Below are 19,967 nucleotides of genomic sequence, written 5' to 3'. Positions count from 1 at the left end.
CGATGAGCGGTTACCAGACACTCACCTTGGAAATATCCGGGCGCGTCGCGGTCGTCACCTTCCGGCGCGCCGATCAGCTCAACGCCATGAACCGGCTGATGCAAAGCGAGATCACCGAGGTTTTCGAGGCGCTGTCGCAGGATGACGGTATCGGCGCGATCGTGGTGACCGGCGAGGGGCGCGGCTTTATGGCCGGCGCCGACATCAAGGAATACGCCGCCCAGACAGCTGCCGAGTTCGACGCCTTCCAGATGGCGGGCACGCGCATGTATGCGGCGGTCGAGAACAACCGCCAGCCGGTCATCGCGGCGGTCAACGGCTTTGCGCTCGGCGGCGGCATGGAGCTGGTGCTGTGCTGCGACATCGTCATCGCCAACCAGTTCGCGAAGCTCGGCCTGCCCGAGATCAAGCTCGGGCTGGTGCCCGGCGGCGGCGGCACCCAGCGCAGCGTCCAGAAGCTCGGCCGCAACCGCGCCAATCTGCTGCTGATGACCGGCGCCATCGTGCCGGCTTCCGAGTTCGTCGGCGCCGGTCTGGTCAACGAGATCGTCGATGCCGAAAGGCTGATGCCGCGGGCGCTGGAACTCGCCGAGATGATCGCCGCCGAACCGGCCGCAGCGATCGACGGGCTGAAAGCGCTGACAGCGCATGCCGTGTCGGGCAATCTGGCCGGCGGCCTTGCCATGGAGCGCGACATACTGGGCAGCCTCTACCGCAGCGAGATCGGCCAGCGGCGCGTCAGGGAATTTGCTGAAAAGAGCGCGGCACGGGCCAAGGCTGCGAAATGACGTCCCTGGTCAAGCAAAACCGGCCGCGCTTCACCGATGTCGAGGGCCTGGCCGCGATGGTCGGCGGCGGCGACGTCTTCGGCGTCGGCGGCCATCATTTTGCCCGGCTGCCGATCGCCCTGCTGCGCGCCATCGCGCGGTTGGGCGTACGGGATTTGCGCTACGTCTGCTGGGCCGGCGGCCTGCCGCTCGAGCTGCTTCTCGAAGCGAATGCCGTGGCGGAAATCGACCTCTGCTTTTCCAGCCTCGATATTTTCGGCCTGCCGCCCCGCTTCCGCGCGGCTGCCGAGACGAATGCCGTGCCGGTTCGCGACTGGACCGCGCTGGCCATGATCCAGGCGTTGCGGGCAGCGCAGCAGAACCTGCCGTCGATGCCGTTTCAGCTTCCGCAGGGTTCGGATATGCTGGCTCGCGTGCCCGGCGCGATCGCCGCGCCCGATCCGGTCGACGGAATCACGACCGGGGTCATCCCGGCCTTGCGGCTCGATACGTTCGTCGTCCATGCTCAGCGTGCCGACCAGAGCGGCAATGTCCAGATCATCGGACCACGGGCGCTGGACTTCGCCATGGCCGGCGCGGCGCGCCAGGTGCTGGTCACGGTCGAGGAGATCGTCCCTGTCGGAGCGCTGCGCCATGACGGCCGCCAAAGCATTTTGACCCGCAACCAGGTGTCGGCCATAGCGCTGGCGCCAGGCGGCGCCTATCCCACCTCCTGCCTGCCATTCTATGTGACGGATTATCAAGCCTTGGCGGCAGCGTTGGCGGCCAAGGAGATACCTTTGGCGGACAGCCTGAGCGTGCCTTCGGAGGGTGTGCCGGAGCGGGTTCAAGACGCTGCGAAAGTCCGCGCTGAAACAGTCCTCGCAATGCCCGGGCTCGTGCACGGCGAAAAGAAAGCATCCATCGACCAGATCATTGCTGCCCGCATCGCCGCCGAGCTCGACAATGACAGCTTTGCCAGCGCCGGCGCCGTGTCGCCGCTGGCCAATGTCGCCTACCGGCTGGCCAAGGCGACGCACGCGCCGGACATGATCATCGCGACGATGAGTTGCGGCCATCTCGACATAGCGCCGAGCCCGATGATCCTGTCGCTGATCGAAAGCCTCGATTGCGAGACGGCGGTGGCCCATGCCGGCGGCGACGACACCTATTCGACCTATTATCAGGCCGGCGCCGTGACGCATGAGATCGTCGGTGCCGCGCAGGTCGACCGACGCGGGCGCGTCAACACCATTGCGCTGCGCAAGCGCGACGGCAGCCTCATCCGGCTGCCCGGGCAGGGCGGCATGGCTGATGTCGCCAACATGCATCGCGATTATCTGCTCTACATCCCGCGCCACTCCCCGCAGTCGCTGGTCGACACCGTCGGGATCGCCAGCTCCGCGCGCGGCTTGCTGACAGAGGCCGAACGCGACCCGATGGGCTATCGGACCGGGGCGGCGCTGGTGTTCACCGACCTTTGCATCTTTCGGCTCGACCGGGAGAGCCGGCAATTGGTTATCGTCGAGACCATGCCGGGCGTGACGCGCCAGCAGATCCAGGATGCCACCGGCTTCGCCCTGACATTCGATGCCGATTGCCGCGAGGTTCCGCTGCCCTCGAACGAGACGCTCGACATCCTGCGAAACCGCATCGACCCGCTTGGCCTGCGGCGTCTCGAATTCGTCAGCGCCAAGGAGCGTGGCGCGCTTATCGCCGAGATCCTGGCGGCCGACCGGCTGATGGTCGAGCGCTGTATTGCCGTGCAGCGGTCGCATACCGCAACAGGCTGAAGAGGGGTGGCGCATGGCAAAGCCGTTGCTCGAAATGTCGGCCGCGAAGGTCTTCTTCGACGGCATCTTCACCAGCCCGCGCGTCGCCCATCCGGAAGGCGTGGCCATCCATCGCGACGGCTCGATCTGGTGCGGCACCGAAACCGGCGACCTGCTGCGCCTCGCCGCCGATGGCAGCTCGGTCGAGCACATGGGCGGCACGGAGGGCTTTCTGCTCGGCATCGCCTTCGATAGCGCGGACAACTGCTTCGCTTGCGATCTCAGGCATTCGGCGATCTTTCGCTGGAATGCCGGAACGGGTCATATGGAGCGCTTCGCCTCGGCTGGCATCCGCGTGCCGAACTATCCGATCGTCGACGAGGCACGAGGCTGGCTCTACGTTTCCGACAGCCTCGGCGAAGACAGCCGCTCCGGCATTTTTCGCTACGAGTTGAAGACCGGCGAAGGCCGCCTGTGGTGTAGCGAGACCCTGGCCTTCGCCAACGGCATGGCGATGGCGCCGGGTGGGAATGGGCTTTACGTCGTGGAAAGCCATGCGGCCTGCGTCAGCTATGTGCCGATCCATGCCGACGGCACGGCAGGACCTCGCCAGCTCGTCGTGGACGGCGTGAACAACGTCCCCGATGGCGTTGCCTTCGCGCCGGACGGTTCGCTGTTCATCTCATGCTACGAGCCGAGCCGCATTTATCGTTGGCGAAAAGATAGCGGGCTCGAAGTGCTGATCGAGGATCCGGCGGCAACGACGCTCGCCCATCCCACCAACATCGCCTTCAAGGGCGACAGGCTCTACACCTCAAATCTCGGCCGCTGGCACATTACCGAGATCGACTTGACGGCGATTTATTAGGTCGAGCCGAACCGGGCGGCTCTCCTCAGAGCTATTGCAGGCGGCCGTGACTGGAGCGGATGCGCAACACCTGCACCCGCGACGGCAACTCGATCAGGAACTCTTCGTCCCGCTCGAGATGGTGGATTTTTGTCGGATCGCCGCCGGTGAACGCCGCCATCGCCTCGACATTTTCCCAATAGGAAATCGTCACGAATTCCGAATGGGTCGGCGTGTCCTCGCGAAAGGTCTGCACGCCCAGCGCCTTCTCGACCAGCGGCTTGATGCCGGCTTCATAATTGTAGCTTTCATAGGCGTCTGCCTTCTCAGGCAAGGTTCTGCCACGCCAGACACGGGCGATGGTCGGGGTTTTCTCTGTCATAGCCATTGAATTGCTGCTGTCTCGAATCGTTCCGACCCGGCATTCGGCTTGGCAAGGCCAGCCAAGCAATGCATCTGCCAGCGACGGTTTTCGCCCTTCCCAGTCGACGTTGGGGGCGCCGCCTCAGCCCTTGCCGACCGCTAGGAGACTTACTCCTGATCCTCGGCGCCCCCTCCATGGAAGAAGGATCGGATTTCCTGCATGTCGACGCTGTCGTCGCCGTCCTCATCGACGGCGTTGAATATCCGCCCGACGAAATCCTGGACTTCGCTCTGAGAAAGCGCGCCGTCGCCGTCGGCATCGACTATGGCGAACATCATTCGCATCCTCGCGCCATGCATCCCCCGTCCCATGCCACCGCGGCCACCCGTCTCCCAGCCTCGGTCAGGCGGGCCCATCCTGTAGTCGCGATGCCAGCGGTCGCGACCGCGCCGTTCCGCCCGGGGCGCGCGATCCTCTTGCATTCTCTCCTCCAGCATCTCGGTCATCATCTGGCGCATCATATCGCGCATGGCATCCTTGCTCTGCCCGTTCATTCCGGGCGACTGTTCGGCGCCACGATCCGGTGCCGGCGTTGCGGGCGCAGGTGGGCTCGTCTGGCCGAATGCCGGCGCGGCCAACATAGCCAGCGCCGCGGCAACTACTGTGGTTTTGCTTGCGAGCGTCATCGTAATCTCCATCGGTATGAATTGGTGGCTGCTGCATCCAAGCCAAACCGGCTGCTCGCCTCATGGTTCCTGGGCAGTCGGCACGGCCGCACAAAAGTCCGCCCGATCGCGGCAACGAAAGCGGCTTGCCCACGTTGCCATTGATGCGAAGCTCCACCAGGAGGAAAAAATGGCTGACGATAAGAGCAAGCGAGATTTCCGCGACCGCGATCGCGTTTCCGCGGAAGATGAACGTGAAGTCGAGTATTTTGCCCAACAGAACGGCATCACCGCCGACCAGGTCCGCCAGCTGATCAAGAGCTTCGGCAATGATCGCGGGCGCCTGATCGAAGCCGCGAAGGCGTTGCGAGGGATTTCACCTGCCGGAGCCGACGAGGTGACCAGCGAAGCCCGCCAACAGAGAACGCCTATGCATCTCGGCAAACCCGACGAGTGATGCCAGGCAGCTGCTCTGCCGCTGCCGCAGGCGTCAGAACTTACGGCTCAAATAATCCGAGCCACGAAGGCCGAACCGCCACTCCGCATCGACAGCCTTGGAAATGCCGATCCGGCGGCCTGTAAGAATGGCGCTGGCGTCGCCCGGCCGCCTGAATTCGAATGGCGGCACGTCCAGCGGCAGCCCGTCATGGGATTTGTCGATTGCCAGCGCCTGGCAAAGGCGACCCGGTCCCGAACAAAGCAGCCCGGGATCGTCAAGGCCGCGATTGGCCCGCATCACCTCCAGCCCGGATTGCGGTTCGATTGCGCGGATAAGCACGGCACTGCCGGGCAGGCAGACGGCATTGAGGCACCAATGCAGGCCATAGGAGCGATAGACATAGGCGCTGCCCGGGGCGCCGAACATTGCGCCATTGCGCACCGTCCTGCCACCGAAAGCATGCGAAGCCGGGTCATCCGGACGATAGGCTTCGGTCTCGACGATGATGCCGCCAACGCCGTGCAAAAGCAGCGTGGCGCCAATCATGTCACGCGCCACGATGGTGGCGTCTCGGGCAAAGAATTGATGGTTCGTGGTCAAAGTGCACCGGACGGATCGCGCCTCAACCTGGCGCGGCAGCAAGTTCCTGGACCGGACACGAAATGTCCAGCCACTGCTCTCGGATATGCGATATTCAGCGCAGCAGGGCTGCGCCGATGAAAACCGCCGCGGCCAGCACGACGATGGCGGCAATCACCATGACTGGCCCATATCTACTCGGTTGGACGTCGGGCTCATCCTTCAGCGGACGCATCGCATTGGCATAGCTCGCCTGGTTGGTGAACTCCGGCTTTTCATGAGGCGCAGACCGATCCTTTGCCGGAACGCTGCCGGCCGATTCCGCGTCCGTCTCCATGGGAGCCGCGGCTGGGTCGATCCCCGGTGTCTTATCCCCTCCGCGCCCGGCGTCGATATCGCCCCGCGCTTGAGCCGGGCTTCGCCCAACAGGTGCTGCGTCGGTCATCGTCGAGGTCCTTTCAGAGCATCGGCCTCAAGCATTCTAACCTGCGTCTCATTTCAAAGTTCCCACGTTTCAAAAGTTCCCCCTTCTTAAAGTTCCCCCTTCTTAATGTTCCAACGAGCGGAAGCCGCCCAGGCCTGTTTACAGGAACAACCGACGATCGAGCGGGTTGAGCAAGCATTGGGGAGAGCAAGATGGACTTGGTGCGCCACGCGCCTACATGCGCGGCAGTTCGACAACAGGCCCCAACGAGCGCGCATGATCTACTTCACCGCCGACACGCATTTCAGCGACCCGCGCATTCTGCGCATCGACCGCCGCCCGTTCGGCTCGCTGGCGGAGCATGACCGGGCGCTCATTGCGTTCTGGAACGAGACTGTCGGCCCGGACGACGAGGTCTGGCACCTCGGCGATTTTGCCAAGGGCTCGGCGTCCTTCGTGTCGTCGCTGCTGTTGTCTCTTCATGGCAGCAAGCACTTGATCATCGGCAACAACGATGCTGCGACCACCATTGACGCGACGGGTTGGGCGAGCACGCAACATTACAAGGAGCTGAGCCTCGACGGCAGTCTGCTGATCCTTTGCCACTATCCTTTTCGCACCTGGAACCAGATCGGCCGGAGGTCGATCGACCTGCATGGCCATTCGCACGGCCGGCTCACCCCGGTCACGCGCCAGTATGACGTCGGTGTCGACAGCTGGGATTTTCGTCCGGTCACGCTTCCCGCCATCCTCGCCAGCCGCGGCCGCCGGCCGGCGCGGACAAAACCCGGCTGAAGGCGGCTGGCCGCAACCGGAACCTCCGCGGAGCTGAGGCGTTCGAAAAATTGCAAGGCGTAAAGGCAACGGCAATGGCTCAGAAGATCACGACAGGCATGAATGACCGGCCGCGCAATGAAACCATCGGCCAATCCGGCGAAGGCCTGCCGGACGATAGCAGCAGGCCGCTCGAGGTCGACGAAGGCTGGGTCGCCCGGTTGAGAAACAAGCTGCAGGGCAAGCCCCGGCAAGCCGCTCAAACCAACATGGACGAGATTCCGGCAGGCGTTCCCGGCGCTGGCGAGAACATTTGCCGCCGCTGTGCAGGGTCAGGCATGATCGACGGCCGGACCTGCCCCGAATGCGGCGGAACCGGCAAGGTGACGACGCCGATAGGCTGATAAGCGCCGGTCAGATCGCCGGCACCCACTTCCAGAACACGCCCTCCTTGCGCTCGGGGTAGTGCTTGAAGTCGCATTCGAAGCGCCAGCCGTAATTCTTGGCAGCGGCAAGCGCCTCCTTGCTGACCGGGTTCATGCCCGTTCCCGGCGCAAACCAGTCCTCCAGCAAGTCGTCGGGTATGTAGGCGCCAATCCTCAACGGCAACTGTTCGAGGACGACGTCCATTTCGGGCGGTGCAGGCACGGGGCGTCTCCTCAAATCTATCTCACGAACAAATCATTGGAGACCGATTGAGTTCCAGGCGATCGGTGAGATCGAAGGTATTGTCAGGAACGAGCAGGACATTCGGGCACCTCCCGACCGCTATCCAATCGAACAAGTCGGTCAATCCGTGACGAGAGTCGCTGCAAGTTGCCGTGAAGCGAATGGTGACTAATGAGCTCAGTGCCCAAGGGTGGCTGTATCGCAAGGATATCTCACGCAGACGCGCTTCACCGCCGTTGCGCCTGAACGGGAGCGGCATGGAACTTTGGAATGGCGCCAATCGGGAACAGTGATAAACGCATTGGGGAAATTTTTGAGGATTTTGAATTGAGCGATTCGGGTCAATCTGTAGCGACCTTTACACCGCATCAGGCCAAGTATTTCGCGCACTTTTTGACTCGCGAAAGCTTGGCTGCAGAGGATGGACTGACACAATCGCTGTCATCGGCTCGCGTGGACCTCAACCCGCATCAGGTGGATGCAGCGATGTTCGCTCTGCGGTCCCCGCTGTCAAAAGGCGTACTGCTGGCCGATGAGGTCGGTTTGGGAAAGACAATTGAGGCCGCACTGGTGCTCAGCCAGCGTTGGTGGGAACGGCAGCGGCAGCTTCTACTGATCGTGCCCGCCTCGCTTCGGAAACAATGGGCCACCGAGCTTCGCGAAAAATTCTCGGTGCCGTCAGTCATTCTCGACGCGAAGCGTGCGAAAGACCTCGCCAAGGCGGGAAAGCCGAACCCGCTCGGACGCGGCGAAGGGATTATCATCCTTTCCTATGAGTACGCCGCTAGGATCGCGGATCAGCTTCGTGGTATCGGATGGAGCCTCGTGGTCTTCGACGAGGCGCACAAGCTGCGAAACGTCTATCGCGCTACCGAGACATCGCGGGCTGCTGTCCTCCGGGACGCGCTCGCAGGTCGCCAGAAGCTACTCCTCACCGCCACGCCACTGCAGAACAACCTTATGGAACTGTACGGCCTCGTCACCATCATCGATGACACGTATTTCGGCTCCGAACAGGCATTCCGAGCCGAGTTTGGTGGTCGCGAGGATCGTACCTCACAGGCGCTGCTGGCGCGTCGGTTGGAGCCGATCTGCAAACGCACCTTGCGCCGCCAGGTTCAGAAGGCAGGGCTGATCAATTATACCAATCGGCTGGCAAGGACATTTGACTTCACGCCGGACAAGCTGGAAACCGACCTGTACGAGCATATGTCGCGCTATCTGCAGCGCGACGACACGTTGGCGGTGGGTCAGAACGGTCGCCACCTTGTCACCTTGGTGCTGCGCAAAATTCTTGGTTCGTCATCTTTCGCCGTGGCGGCAACACTTGACAAGATGGTCAATCGTCTGGAGCGCAAGCTGCCTGTGAACGAAGAGGCATTAGACGATATAGACGGGCTGCAAGNCTTTCCCTACACGACGCTCTTCCGATCTATCGACCCCAAACACCTTCAGGCCGAGATCAATGAACTAAAGCGCTACCGCGACCTCGCCGGTTCGATTCAGACGAATGCAAAGGGTAAGGCGCTACTCGATAGCCTGCCGGAAGTTCTCAACGAGATTGTTGCCAAACATGGCCAGCGCAAAGCTGTGATCTTCACCGAGTCCGTTCGCACGCAGACCTATCTGCGCGAGCTGCTGGAAGCGCACGGCTTCAAGGGGCAGACTGTTGTTCTGAACGGCTCAAATTCCGACAAGGACAGCAATATCATATACAAGGCATGGCTGGAGACGCATCACGGGACAGATGTCGTTTCCGGTTCGAAGACGGCGGATATGAAGGCCGCCATCGTGGATGCGTTTCGCAACGACCGCACCATCCTCATCGCAACGGAATCGGGCGCTGAAGGCATTAACCTTCAGTTCTGCTCGCTGTTGATTAACTATGACCTTCCCTGGAACCCACAGCGAGTCGAGCAGCGCATCGGACGTTGCCATCGCTACGGCCAGAAGATCGACGTGACCGTCATCAACTTCATGAACCGGAGAAACCAGGCTGAAGCTCGGATCGTTCAGTTGCTTGAGCAAAAGTTCAAGCTTTTCGATGGCGTGTTTGGCTCCTCGGACGAGGTGCTTGGCGCGATCGAGTCCGGTGTGGATATTGAGCGTCGCATCCTCGACATCGTGCAGTCATGCCGCAACAATGATCAGATCAACGCCGCGTTCGATGCCCTCCAGCGAGAGTTCGCGTTTGAAATCGACGAAGCCAAGATGGCGGCTCGCAACAAACTACTTGCCGAGATGGACGACAAGGTCATCTCTCGCCTGCACTTGCGCAAGGACGCGGTCGCGTCTTCTCTCGACGAGTTCAAACGCGCTCTGCTCAGCCTCGCACGGGCGGAACTGCCGGACGCTCGGTTTCATGCCGACCATGTCGAACGCTTCGACTACGATGGTAAAACGTACTCGTCGGAGTGGCCCGAAGCTGATGTGCGGGGATGGCAATTCTTCAGGTTGGCGGATGACGGCCTGGCAGATCAGATTGTCACAGTTGCAAAGGCACGGGAATTAGACGCTGCGGAAATGAGGTTCGACTACAGCGCCTACGCCGGGAATCTTGGCGATGTTGCACCACTGCGCGGAAACAGCGGTTGGCTGAGGGTTGCTCGCCTGAAGCTGATCACACCGGCGCGAGCATTCGACGAATTGATCTGTGTAGCGTTTACGGATGACGGCACCCCCGTGCATGCCGAAACTGCTGGCCGCATGCTGACGGTGCCCGCGACCGTGATCGGAGCTACGGTCGGGACAGCGCCGGAAACCGACCTGACCAAGGTTCTAGAGGCCAGCAGGACTGAGGTCGTCGGGCGTGCGCAACAGCGCCTTGGAGAATTCCTAAACGAGGAAGAAGAGCGCCTTGATAGCTGGCGCGACGATGCCCGCGTCTCTTACGATCAGCAGATCAAGGTTCTCACGAAGGAAGCCAACGAAAAAAAGAAGGTCGCCCGCGCGGTCCAGAATCTTCAGGAGAAGGTCGAGTTGCAGCGGGAAGCATCGGCGCTCAAACGGCGGGCCGACGACCTCCAGCACCAGTTATATACTCGGCTGAAGGAGATTGACGAAGAGCGCGAACGCATGCTCGACGAAATAGCCGAAAAGTTAAGCCTGACGCCCGAGATGACAACGCTTTTCACGATCCGATGGAGTCTTGCCTGATGGCTGCAAAAACCAAGCTCGAACTGACGTGGATCGGCAAAAATGATCGCCCACGACTCGAGCCGAGAATTCTGATCGCAAATGACAGCTATTCACACCACGCCCGGAAGCGCCGTGAGGGGGACGTGTTCGACAATATACTAATCAAAGGTGACAATCTTCTCGCTCTGCGAGCGCTTACGGACACCCACTCAGGGCTAGTTAAATGCGTCTATCTCGACCCCCCATTCAATACAGGGTCCGCGTTCGAGTACTACGACGATAATCTGGAGCATTCGATATGGCTCCATATGATGCACTCGCGGCTGTCGATAATTCGAGAACTGATGGCGGAGGACGGCGCGATCATCGTACAGCTCGATGACACAGAGGCAGCGTACTGCAAGGTTCTTATGGATGAGGTTTTTGGAAGAAAAAACTATATCACGACGATCACCGTCGAATCATCGACAATTTCGAGCTTTAAGACAGTTAATTCGGGTCCTACCCAGGTTTCGAATTTCTTATTTTTATATGCAAAGAACAAAGACTTGTTTAAATATCACCCGCCATATTTAGGTGAGGCCGAAGTTGATCTGGCTCATTTTTCAAGGTTTATAGAGAATTTTGAGGAAGACTGCTCGAAATGGCGATTTAAGAGTATCAACTCATATATCCTTCAACAGTTGGGGTTCGAAGGCGCTACTCCAAACGAGCAGTGGTCTTTAGCAAGGAAGAAACTTGGTGCCGAAGAGGCGACGGAGCGGGTTTCAGGGCTCGCAAACGAGTTTGCAATAAAGAACGCATTTCGTGTGTTCGAGACTAAAACGTTTCAGAAGCCTGCTCGATGGCTTCACAAACCCATCACCCGCTCACGCGAGTCCGAACACGTTATCAAATTGGATCGCGAAACCGGCGAACCGCTATACCTCTATAGGGGCAGGCAAGTTTATTTTCTGGGGAAGGGACTACGAGTTGTTGACGGGGAGTTGGCCGTTGCCCGACCCGTCTCAAACATTTGGACCGACATCCCTACTAACAACGTTCAAAGCGAAGGAGCGTAAGTTTTCCTTCAGGGAAGAAGCCGGAGTTTCTGCTACGTCGAGTGATCCAGATGATAACGGACTCTCCAAACGACATCGTCCTAGATTCATTTGCCGGATCGGGGACAACCGGCGCGGTTGCCCACAAAATGAAGAGGCGGTGGATTATGATCGAGGCCGGAGACCACTGTGAAACGCACATCGTGCCTCGACTGAAGAGTGTGATCGATGGCAAAGATTCCGGCGGCATTAGCGACATCACTGGATGGACGGGTGGTGGTGGCTACCGGTATTTTGCGCTGGCGCCCTCGCTTCTCGAAAAAGACCAGTTCGGCCAATGGGTGATTTCAAAATCCTATAATCCTGAGATGCTGGCCGAGGCGATGTGCAAGCATTTCGGCTTCACTTATGCGCCTTCAGCCGAACATTACTGGAAGCACGGCCATTCGTCGGAGACGGACTTTATCTATGTTACGACCAACAGTTTGACCCATGACCAGCTTCGCGCGATCTCGGAAGATGTCGGGCTGGAGCGCACCCTTTTGATCTGCTGCAAGGCGTTTCAAGGTGCCAGTACTGACAGCTTCGATAACTTAACCATCCGGAAGATTCCGGGAGCCATCCTCGACAGCTGCGAGTGGGGCAAGGACGACTACTCGCTGAAGATCGAGAGCTTGCCGTCGATCGAGGAAGACCTCGAGGTCGACGAAGCACCGCGCCGGAGGTCCGGTTCGGTGTCTAACCAACCGACCCTCTTTGACCGCGATGAGGAGGAGGCTTGAGCGCCTTAGTTGTCGATCCGAAGCGAGCTTTTACTCAGATTAACCAGCGTCTGTCGCTTCGGAGGCCGCAGACAGAATCCTTACGACGCTTGGCTGATATCGTGGACCTTGTCGCGCCGACGAAGGAGACGGACATAGAATCTGCGCGTGAGGCAATCCGGGCAACTTATGGCGATCTGGAGGATGCCGATTTCGACGACTTCGAGCGTGATTTCCCCAGCGTCTGCTTCGCTTTAGCAACTGGTGTAGGGAAGACGCGGTTGATGGGAGCGTTCGTTAGCTACCTATACATGATCGGCAAATCCCGCAACTTCTTCGTATTGGCGCCGAATCTGACGATTTATGAGAAGCTTCTGGCCGACTTCCAACCCTCTAGTCCGAAGTATGTTTTCAAGGGGGTCGAAGCGTTCGCTCATCAGCCACCGCTCATCGTCAATGCCGAGAATTACGAGGAAGGACGGGGCGTGCGTGGCACGGACATGTTGGGGCAGGAAGGTGCCATCATTAACATTTTCAACATCTCAAAAATCAACTCGGAGGCGAGAGGTGGCCGTTCACCTCGCATGAAGCGCTTATCGGAATATATCGGCGATAGTTACTTTGCGTATCTCGCTGGCCTGGACGATCTCGTGCTTCTTATGGACGAGGCCCACAGGTATCGTGGATCGGCGGGCGCTGCTGCTATCGCCGAATTGAAGCCAATTCTCGGTCTGGAGGTAACGGCCACGCCTAAAAGCGTGGGGGCAAAATCGGCTGATTTCAAAAATGTTGTCTATCGTTATGACCTGCCCAGTGCCATGGAAGACGGCTATGTCAAAGAGCCAGCGGTGGGCACCCGCGCCAATTTCGATCCGAGGTCGGTCAGTGAGGACATGCTCGAACGGATCAAGCTTGAAGACGGCATTCACTACCATGAGCACGTCAAGGTCGCGCTCCAGACTTACGCTAAGCAGAACGAGGTACGTACAGTACATCCCTTCATGCTGGTGGTGACGCAAGACACAGAACATGCCCGCAAGGTACGCGAATTCGTTGAGTCTGGAACCTTCTTCGATGGCCGTTATAAAGGCCGCGTTGCTGAAATTCATTCCAAGCTAACCGGCGAGGAAAGCGATGAAAATGCCCAGCGCTTGCTGAACATCGAGCGAAGCGGCGATACCGACGTCGTGATTCACGTCAACAAGCTGAAGGAAGGTTGGGACGTCTCCAATCTATTCACCATCGTTCCCCTACGCGCCTCGGCCTCAGACATATTGACCGAGCAGACACTAGGGCGAGGCCTTCGCCTTCCCTACGGCAAACGGACTGGTGTCGAGGCGGTCGATACGCTGACAGTGATTGCTCATGACCGCTTCAACGATTTGATCGAACGCGCCAAGACAGCTGACGGCGTGATCCACAAACTCAAGCAGGTAAGAATCGGAGAGGGCGGGGATGTATCGGCAGGGAAGCCGGTTATGGTCGAGGCTCCCTCGATCATCCAGCAGATGCTTCAACAAGTCTCCCATACGCCCGACACTCCGGAACAGGAGTTTGCACCCGAAGCGGTGCCGAAGGGCATGTCAGAGCCGCCAGCACCAGCTTTCACGTTCGACAAACCCGAGGAACTGGCGTTGGCACAGACTGTGCTGACGGACGTTCTTCCGTCGATCAAATCGCAGCTCACGACCATTCAACAGTTGCAGGACAAAAAGATCGTCAAGCGCATCGTTGCCGACGCGATGGCCATCCAGCGCTCTAAGGAAGGCCTGTTCTCAAACGTGACGCCCGAACGTGCCGAGGCTATCGTTACAGAATTCTGCGCTGCGTATGTGGCCCGTACCATCGCAATTCCGAGCCTGACGCTAACGCCGCAGGAGCAGGTTTCATTTGGGTTTCGGTCGTTCACATTGGATGTAGGTAGTTGGAACTATCAGCCCCTTTCCCGTGAACTTCTTGTACAGGTTCTAAGGACGGAGAAACGCACAGTCATCAGCGGGGACGATGGGGGCCATCGGCCCACCCGGCTCGAAGACTATCTGGTCTCCAAGTTGATTGACTTCGACGAGATCGACTATGACGCCCATGCTGAGCTTCTCTACGATCTGGCTGGCCAAGTGGTGGCCCGGCTCCGCTCCTACCTGAAGGATGACGAGGAAGTGCGGAACGTCATGCAAGGACGTGGCAAGGAAATGGCCACGGCTATTCTGGTCCAGATGCGCAAGCATATGTGGCGGACGCAAACCACGCATCGTGTCTCCTTGAATGCGGCCTTTGGCGAGTTGAAGCCGCAGGCGTTCGACGGATCGGGCAAGGACGCAATTCGCGACTTCCGAACACCTCCAGAACGGCTCAGTGAGATCAAGCGTTTTATTTTCACCGGCTTTAAGCGCGGCTGCTATTGGCAAGCGAAATTTGATTCCGACACCGAGCGCAAGTTGGCTGTCCTTTTGGAATCGGATCCTTCCGTCGAACTCTGGATGAAGCCGGGACCCAATCAGTTCAAGATTTTCGATTCCGAGGGACACGCCTATCAGCCGGATTTCGTCGTCGAGACCAAGACTGAAAAGCTAATCATTGAGACGAAACGTCGGTCGGATATGGACGACGCCGACGTTCGGCGTAAGGCACGCGCAGCGACGCTGTGGTGCATGATCGCCACCGAGCATCACTCAAAAGCTTATGGCTCAAAGCCTTGGCGATATGTCTTGGTGCCGGATGATGCTGTAGAGGTCAACTCGACCCTGTCTGGCTTGCTGTCCACCCATACTGTAGTCGCAGATACTGAACTAAGGATTCAGTTCGATCTCACACTAAATCCCACTGCGCTAGCGCTATCGGTACAGTCATTGTTCCGGCGGGTTTCTGTTGCCCTTATCGCGGCATTTTTTTCAACCCCCTTGGTTTCCTTCTTTGCAAAATGGCGAGAGCAGCTACGTCATGGGGAGAAAGGGTCTGTCAAAACGCTGTTGCCGAATACATTCGGGGCAGCGTCGCACTGAATGTTGGTGTAACTAAGCTATCGATTTTGTTGGCGCACCCGACAGGATTCGAACCTGTGACCTCTGCCTTCGGAGGGCAGGAGACGAGTTCTTACCCAAGCTTACCCCAAGTGGATTGACATAACCAAGGCCTTGTAAAGACGGCAAAATTCCCGTAGTTGGTAAGCAGCGGTCATTACCTGACATGACCCAAGATTGCTTACCCATGCTGACCTATTGCTTACCTGGGAATTTGGTTCCATGCCTAAGCTCACCAAGCGCATCATCGACGCCGTGTCGCCTTCTGCCGGCGATGTGTTTGTGTGGGACGATGGCTTGCCCGGCTTCGGGCTGAGGGTGAAGCCATCCGGTGCGAAGTCCTTCCTCGTCCAATACCGCAACAGACATGGCCGGTCGCGCCGCGTGACGGTAGGGCGCTATGGGGTGCTGACGCCAGACGAAGCGCGCGATGAAGCACGACAGATGCTCGCGGCGGCTGCGCGCGGGGCTGATCCCGCCGACCAACGGGGCATCGACCGAACGGCATGGACAGTGAAAGACCTGTGCGCGGACTATCTTACCCAGGCAGAGGCCGGGAACATCGTCACACGCCGCCATTCCGCCAAGCGGGCATCAACGCTAGCGACCGATGCAGGCCGGATCGAGCGGCACATTCTTTCTCTGCTAGCGCATCGTGTCGTACGTGATTTGAAGCCCTCGGACATTCGCGCGTTCTTCGTATCGGTGAAGGCGGGCAAGACAGCGGCGAACGTGAAGACCAGTAAGAAACGCGGGCGCGCCATCGTCACCGGAGGGCAGGGCACGGCGAAGCGGACTACCGGTTTGCTATCCGGCATCCTCGCTCATGCGGTCTCGCTTGGCCTGATTGAGCGGAACCCGGCGCACGGGCTTCGTCTGCCGGCAGACGGCAAGCGCAAGCTCTCCGATTTCCCTGCGAAATATGCTGCGCTTGGGAGAGCACTAGCGGTAGCTGAGGCGAACGCTGAACCCTGGCAGGCTGTCAGTGCGGTTCGGCTTGCGGCCCTGACCGGCATGAGGCGTGGCGAAGTCATAGGCCTGTGCTGGGCCGAAGTCGATCTGAGTGGCCGCTGCCTGCACCTAACGGACAGCAAAACCGGGGAGAGCGTTCGCCCGTTGAGCCGGGCCGCTATCGATCTACTCCGCTCGATCCGCGAACGCAAAGAGAAGGGCGACTTTGTGCTTCCGGCCGAACGCAAGGCCGATGCACCGTTTGGTGGTTTGCCGAAGGCCTATTTGCGGATCGTGCGCTCTGCCGACCTGGGCGAAGCCGACCGCGATGCGCTGGCCGATCTGACGCTTCACGGTTTGCGGCATGGCTTTGCGACGACAGCGGACGGCTTGGGCATGACGCTCCCGACCGTGGCCACGCTGCTCGGTCATTCTGCCGGTGGCGTCACAGCCGGCTACGTGGCACGCGTTGATGCCGTGCTGACAGCCGCCGCCGACAAAGTCGCCGATGAAGTATCGCGGATGATGGGCGACGCGCGCACTGCGATTGTAATTGATCATCCATCAATGCGAGAAAAATCATCGGCCTAGTTCGCGATCATTGATGTTATTGCAGTTTTCCGATTGGTGGAAGCAACCATTGGTCACGAAAAGTCATGTCAGGTAATCGAAAGAAAGGCATGACCAATGTTGACCTTCGCGAATATTCCTCCCCGCCTAACGCGCGCTGAGGCTTCGCTCTATCTCAGGGAACGGCACGGCATCAGCCGATCCAACGGCACGCTGGCAAAGCTCGCCGTGATCGGCGGTGGGCCAGCCTTCCGAAAGGCTNGCAAAGCTCGCCGTGCTCGGCGGTGGGCCAGCCTTCCGAAAGGCTGGCCCACGCCGTGTCGTCTATGACGTTTCTGAATTGGACCGGTGGGCGAACAGCATCACTTCGGAACCGATGGCGTCGACCAGCGCCGCCGCGTGATCGCCATGGCCGAAGAAATAGTTTTCTGCGCGAGGACCGGGCACCGGATCGTTGGCGATAACGTGATCCCGTTCCCTTCTCCTCACATGAAGCCGGTTGCTGTGGACGTTGTTAAAGTCGCCAAGGCTTTGACATGCCAGCCGACGCCAGCAGAGGACGGGCCTCCTGAACCCGGCGATGACATCTGAAAAACGAAAAGCCCGAGCGGCAACTCGGGCTTTCGAATAACTTCGAGACGGCGAAGCTAAGCAACAATCGACGTTGTGGGTTTAGCAACAGATCGCCGCCTCGTCAAGATTGACGAAGGCAAACATGACACCGGAAATTGATCGAGGGGAGTTTCTCCCCGACGAAAACACGATCCGAGCCGTTCGGATACTATGGCGCGGCGCGCGCTGGAAAATATTCCCTTATGGAGCATGGACGGAGGCTGGCGGCGCGTCGGTGATATTCGACAGGGCCTACCGGCCCATCTGCCGTGTTCGATCAGGCGGCGCGGTTGAGATCGTCCGTCCAGATCATTGGATAACCTTCAAGCGACAACGCTGGTTCTGGGATGGGTGGACGCATCCGAAGGATACCGCCGAAACCCGCGAGAGGCTGATCGCCCTAATCTCCCGCTATGGGTTGGAGCCGGAATTGCGCCGTCGCCGCGAATTAGAACAGCGCGGCCTGTTGCCGCCTTGTGCAGAGCGCCCCATATCGAGACGGGCGGCGCGCTGTGCGTGATCTGCCTCCGCTTGATGTATATGAAGCGGAGGCAGCTGAGAGGGCAGGGATGGCCGATGACGGCCCTCTCCCTCCTGCCGGCCCTGCTGAGCATGCCGCCGCGCTCGCACCTTCCAGTGAGACGCTGCGCCGGCCGTTTAATCGGCAAACGGTCGCGCCGCTCACCACAATCAACCTGTCGACGGTGCCCGTTGATGACGTCGCACCGCGCGCCTGGATCGTTCCCGACCTTATCCCTGATCGCAATGTAACAGACATTTCCGGCGACGGCGGCTTAGGCAAATCCCTGCTCGCGCTGCAACTCGGCATCGCCATGACTGCCGGTCGTGATTGGCTCGGCACGATGCCTGAGCCGGGCGGGTTTCTGTACCTTTCGTGCGAGGACGAGCCGAACGAAATACTTCGGCGGCGCAATGCGGTCCTGACCGGCATGGGGCTAACGCCCGGCGATTTACGCAATTTCTATCTGGCTGATCTGACGGATGCTGATGCCACTGAACTGGCAGCGCCGGGCAAACTCACCCTCGAATTGACGGCGCTACACCATCGGTTCGAGGCGACGATCCGGCAATTGCGCCCGAAATGCGCCGTCCTGGATACGCGCGCGGACGTGTTCGGCGGAAACGAATTGTCTCGCGTTCAAGTCCGCATGTTCGTCCGGTCGCTGCGGCGACTGTGCATCGCCCACAACATGGCGATCGTCCTTCTGTCGCACCCGTCCGTTTCAGGGATGGCGTCCGGCTCTGGGCAATCTGGCTCGACCGGGTGGGGCAATTCCGTGCGGTCGCGATTGTACCTTACGGCGCCAAAGTCAGAGGGCGACACTGACCCTGATCCAGACATTCGCGTCCTCTCAAGCAAGAAAGCGAACTACGGACCTAGCGGCGCTGAGGTCGTGCTGCGATGGGATCGCGGCATGTTCCGACCGGACCGGGAAGCCCTTGCGACCCTCGACCGCGATCAGCAAGACCGAGAGATAGAATTCACATTCCTACAGCTGCTTTCCAAACGGGAGAAGGAAGGCCGTCGCGCGAATGCGTCGTCTGGGCCGAACTATGCGCCGAAAGTGCTAGCCGAAATGTGCAAAACAATCAGCCGCGCGAAGTTCAAGGGCGCAATGGAGCGGCTGTTTACAAAGGAAGAAATCGCCTCAGTCTCCTATGAGGCGAACGGCAAGGGCAGTACTCAACTCGTGCTTACCGACAAGGGGCTGTCGAGGCTACGAATTCATTTCTGACAGTCCCGATCTCCCCCCGATCTCTCGGCCCGATCTCCCCCGAACTCCCTTCCGATCTCCCGCATGAATTCCCCGAACTCCCAGCGATCTCCCACCGAACTCCCTCCCCGAACTCCCCCCTCATACTCCCCCGCCGCGCTGGTGCGCGCCGCCCGGAAGGCGGCTTGCGCGCGTCCAATTCGTCAGATCGCTATGTGGTTGGTCGAGGATTTTGATTGGCACGGGAGGCTGGTGACGCCCCGTCGGATCGCGGCAAAATTTCGCACCGCCGTACGATTTCGTCTGCCAACTCTAATAATTTTGCATAGGGGGGCTTGCAGAATCGCACGAGCTCTCCCAAATTCGCAAGGTTTACCGGAAGTTAACGGTAGACAACGAGCGGCCCGGAAGGCGCGTCAACGCCAACCGGGCCTTTTTGAAGCCACCTTGCGGTGGGGTCGTGATCACTCCGGCATTAATTGGACATCCAGAGTCCGCGTGTCAAGAGGGAAAAACGTCCCCACCGTGTAGGACATAAAGAAAGTCTTATACGATGAATGAGAATGAACCACCCTACCAACTAACCCTTGATGACGCCATCGACGTTTGGCTTCGTCATTGGGATGGACAATTTCAGCACAACATCGCGGCGACGTACCGGGTAAACCCTGGGCGGGTCAATGAAGTGTTGAAAGGCCATCGTTTCCCTGAAAGTAAGGCACTCGCCGCCGCTAAGCGGAGGGCTGCATAATGGGACAGTGGCAGATCGCTCTTGTGAAAGAGCAAGGCGTGAACTTTGCCGTAGCCTCGGTACGGGATCATGTCGTTGAAAACCACGA

General features: G+C 59.4%; 16 protein-coding genes and 1 pseudogene. 12 read left to right on the top strand and 5 right to left on the bottom strand.

Features of this window, described 5'->3' with window-relative positions; genetic code table 11:
* The first annotated feature begins 2 nt into the window (after positions 1 to 2).
* The 3 genes from X760_RS61070 to X760_RS61060 are packed head-to-tail and all read left to right on the top strand — an operon-like array spanning position 3 to position 3,407.
* Positions 3 to 788 carry an enoyl-CoA hydratase/isomerase family protein gene (locus X760_RS61070; RefSeq protein WP_023720483.1) on the top strand — a complete coding sequence of 262 codons (786 nt, stop codon included), beginning with the start codon at positions 3 to 5 and terminating at the stop codon, positions 786 to 788.
* A complete protein-coding gene (locus tag X760_RS61065) occupies positions 785 to 2,560 on the top strand; it encodes a CoA-transferase (protein WP_023720482.1) in 1,776 nt (591 codons plus the stop codon). The genes X760_RS61070 and X760_RS61065 overlap by 4 nt, the downstream gene beginning before the upstream one ends.
* Positions 2,561 to 2,573: 13 nt before the next feature.
* Entirely contained in the window at positions 2,574 to 3,407 is an 834-nt protein-coding gene (locus tag X760_RS61060) for an SMP-30/gluconolactonase/LRE family protein (RefSeq protein WP_023720481.1), read from the top strand.
* A gap of 31 nt (positions 3,408 to 3,438) precedes the next feature.
* Here X760_RS61060 and X760_RS61055 read toward each other — a convergent pair whose 3' ends face one another.
* Together X760_RS61055 and X760_RS61050 are read right to left on the bottom strand one after the other, a co-directional pair.
* Positions 3,439 to 3,768: a hypothetical protein gene (locus X760_RS61055; RefSeq protein WP_023720480.1), complete on the bottom strand. Its 330-nt coding sequence runs from the start codon at positions 3,766 to 3,768 to the stop codon at positions 3,439 to 3,441.
* Positions 3,769 to 3,917: 149 nt separating this feature from the next.
* Complete coding sequence (locus X760_RS61050; protein WP_031194443.1) at positions 3,918 to 4,436, bottom strand: EF-hand domain-containing protein; 519 nt, start codon at positions 4,434 to 4,436, stop codon at positions 3,918 to 3,920.
* Between X760_RS61050 and X760_RS79150 the strand changes: the two genes are divergently transcribed.
* The gene (locus tag X760_RS79150; protein WP_348633239.1) at positions 4,414 to 4,872 is read left to right on the top strand and encodes a DUF3606 domain-containing protein; all 459 of its coding nucleotides are present in this window, start codon (positions 4,414 to 4,416) and stop codon (positions 4,870 to 4,872) included. The genes X760_RS61050 and X760_RS79150 overlap by 23 nt on opposite strands.
* 33 nt (positions 4,873 to 4,905) lie before the next feature.
* Here X760_RS79150 and X760_RS61045 read toward each other — a convergent pair whose 3' ends face one another.
* Complete coding sequence (locus X760_RS61045; RefSeq protein ID WP_023720477.1) at positions 4,906 to 5,454, bottom strand: DNA-3-methyladenine glycosylase; 549 nt, start codon at positions 5,452 to 5,454, stop codon at positions 4,906 to 4,908.
* Positions 5,455 to 5,548: 94 nt separating this feature from the next.
* Entirely contained in the window at positions 5,549 to 5,878 is a 330-nt protein-coding gene (locus X760_RS61040) for a hypothetical protein (protein WP_023720476.1), read from the bottom strand.
* Between the two features lie 255 nt (positions 5,879 to 6,133).
* Between X760_RS61040 and X760_RS61035 the strand changes: the two genes are divergently transcribed.
* Together X760_RS61035 and X760_RS61030 are read left to right on the top strand one after the other, a co-directional pair.
* On the top strand, positions 6,134 to 6,652 hold the full coding sequence (locus X760_RS61035) for a hydrolase (RefSeq protein WP_023720475.1): 519 nt from the start codon (positions 6,134 to 6,136) through the stop codon (positions 6,650 to 6,652).
* A 74-nt stretch (positions 6,653 to 6,726) separates the two neighbouring features.
* Positions 6,727 to 7,035, top strand: a complete 309-nt coding sequence (locus tag X760_RS61030; RefSeq protein WP_036245199.1) for a hypothetical protein — start codon at positions 6,727 to 6,729, stop codon at positions 7,033 to 7,035.
* Between the two features lie 10 nt (positions 7,036 to 7,045).
* Here X760_RS61030 and X760_RS61025 read toward each other — a convergent pair whose 3' ends face one another.
* Complete coding sequence (locus X760_RS61025) at positions 7,046 to 7,279, bottom strand: hypothetical protein (RefSeq protein ID WP_023720474.1); 234 nt, start codon at positions 7,277 to 7,279, stop codon at positions 7,046 to 7,048.
* Positions 7,280 to 10,455: 3,176 nt separating this feature from the next.
* Here X760_RS61025 and X760_RS0138625 point away from each other — a divergent pair.
* The 6 genes and pseudogenes from X760_RS0138625 to X760_RS61000 all read left to right on the top strand — a co-directional run bounded on the left by X760_RS0138625 (position 10,456) and on the right by X760_RS61000 (position 19,149).
* Positions 10,456 to 11,499 (top strand): site-specific DNA-methyltransferase, encoded by a 1,044-nt coding sequence (locus tag X760_RS0138625; protein ID WP_031194440.1) that lies wholly within the window; start codon positions 10,456 to 10,458, stop codon positions 11,497 to 11,499.
* A 26-nt stretch (positions 11,500 to 11,525) separates the two neighbouring features.
* Positions 11,526 to 12,260: pseudogene (locus X760_RS0138620) on the top strand (site-specific DNA-methyltransferase); the annotation flags it as partial.
* Positions 12,257 to 15,241: a DEAD/DEAH box helicase family protein gene (locus X760_RS61015; protein ID WP_084642824.1), complete on the top strand. Its 2,985-nt coding sequence runs from the start codon at positions 12,257 to 12,259 to the stop codon at positions 15,239 to 15,241. The pseudogene X760_RS0138620 and the gene X760_RS61015, both read left to right, overlap by 4 nt.
* A 240-nt stretch (positions 15,242 to 15,481) precedes the next feature.
* On the top strand, positions 15,482 to 16,801 hold the full coding sequence (locus X760_RS61005) for a site-specific integrase (RefSeq protein ID WP_023720471.1): 1,320 nt from the start codon (positions 15,482 to 15,484) through the stop codon (positions 16,799 to 16,801).
* A gap of 327 nt (positions 16,802 to 17,128) precedes the next feature.
* The gene (locus X760_RS76500; protein ID WP_156948134.1) at positions 17,129 to 17,371 is read left to right on the top strand and encodes a hypothetical protein; all 243 of its coding nucleotides are present in this window, start codon (positions 17,129 to 17,131) and stop codon (positions 17,369 to 17,371) included.
* A 590-nt stretch (positions 17,372 to 17,961) separates the two neighbouring features.
* Entirely contained in the window at positions 17,962 to 19,149 is a 1,188-nt protein-coding gene (locus X760_RS61000; protein ID WP_023720469.1) for an AAA family ATPase, read from the top strand.
* Positions 19,150 to 19,967 lie beyond the last annotated feature (818 nt).

The sequence above is a fragment of the Mesorhizobium sp. LSHC420B00 genome, from assembly GCF_000503055.1.
Classification (GTDB): Bacteria; Pseudomonadota; Alphaproteobacteria; order Rhizobiales; family Rhizobiaceae; genus Mesorhizobium.
This window is presented reverse-complemented; position numbering and strand designations above follow the sequence as displayed.

Coding starts and splice junctions, on each gene's coding strand:
- X760_RS61035 (WP_023720475.1), top strand. CDS start 6,134: ATGATCTACTTCACCGCCGACACGCATTTCAGCGACCCGCGCATTCTG.
- X760_RS61065 (WP_023720482.1), top strand. CDS start 785: ATGACGTCCCTGGTCAAGCAAAACCGGCCGCGCTTCACCGATGTCGAG.
- X760_RS61040 (WP_023720476.1), bottom strand. CDS start 5,878: ATGACCGACGCAGCACCTGTTGGGCGAAGCCCGGCTCAAGCGCGGGGC.
- X760_RS61060 (WP_023720481.1), top strand. CDS start 2,574: ATGGCAAAGCCGTTGCTCGAAATGTCGGCCGCGAAGGTCTTCTTCGAC.
- X760_RS61050 (WP_031194443.1), bottom strand. CDS start 4,436: ATGACGCTCGCAAGCAAAACCACAGTAGTTGCCGCGGCGCTGGCTATG.
- X760_RS61030 (WP_036245199.1), top strand. CDS start 6,727: ATGGCTCAGAAGATCACGACAGGCATGAATGACCGGCCGCGCAATGAA.
- X760_RS0138625 (WP_031194440.1), top strand. CDS start 10,456: ATGGCTGCAAAAACCAAGCTCGAACTGACGTGGATCGGCAAAAATGAT.
- X760_RS61055 (WP_023720480.1), bottom strand. CDS start 3,768: ATGACAGAGAAAACCCCGACCATCGCCCGTGTCTGGCGTGGCAGAACC.
- X760_RS61070 (WP_023720483.1), top strand. CDS start 3: ATGAGCGGTTACCAGACACTCACCTTGGAAATATCCGGGCGCGTCGCG.
- X760_RS61005 (WP_023720471.1), top strand. CDS start 15,482: ATGCCTAAGCTCACCAAGCGCATCATCGACGCCGTGTCGCCTTCTGCC.
- X760_RS61000 (WP_023720469.1), top strand. CDS start 17,962: ATGGCCGATGACGGCCCTCTCCCTCCTGCCGGCCCTGCTGAGCATGCC.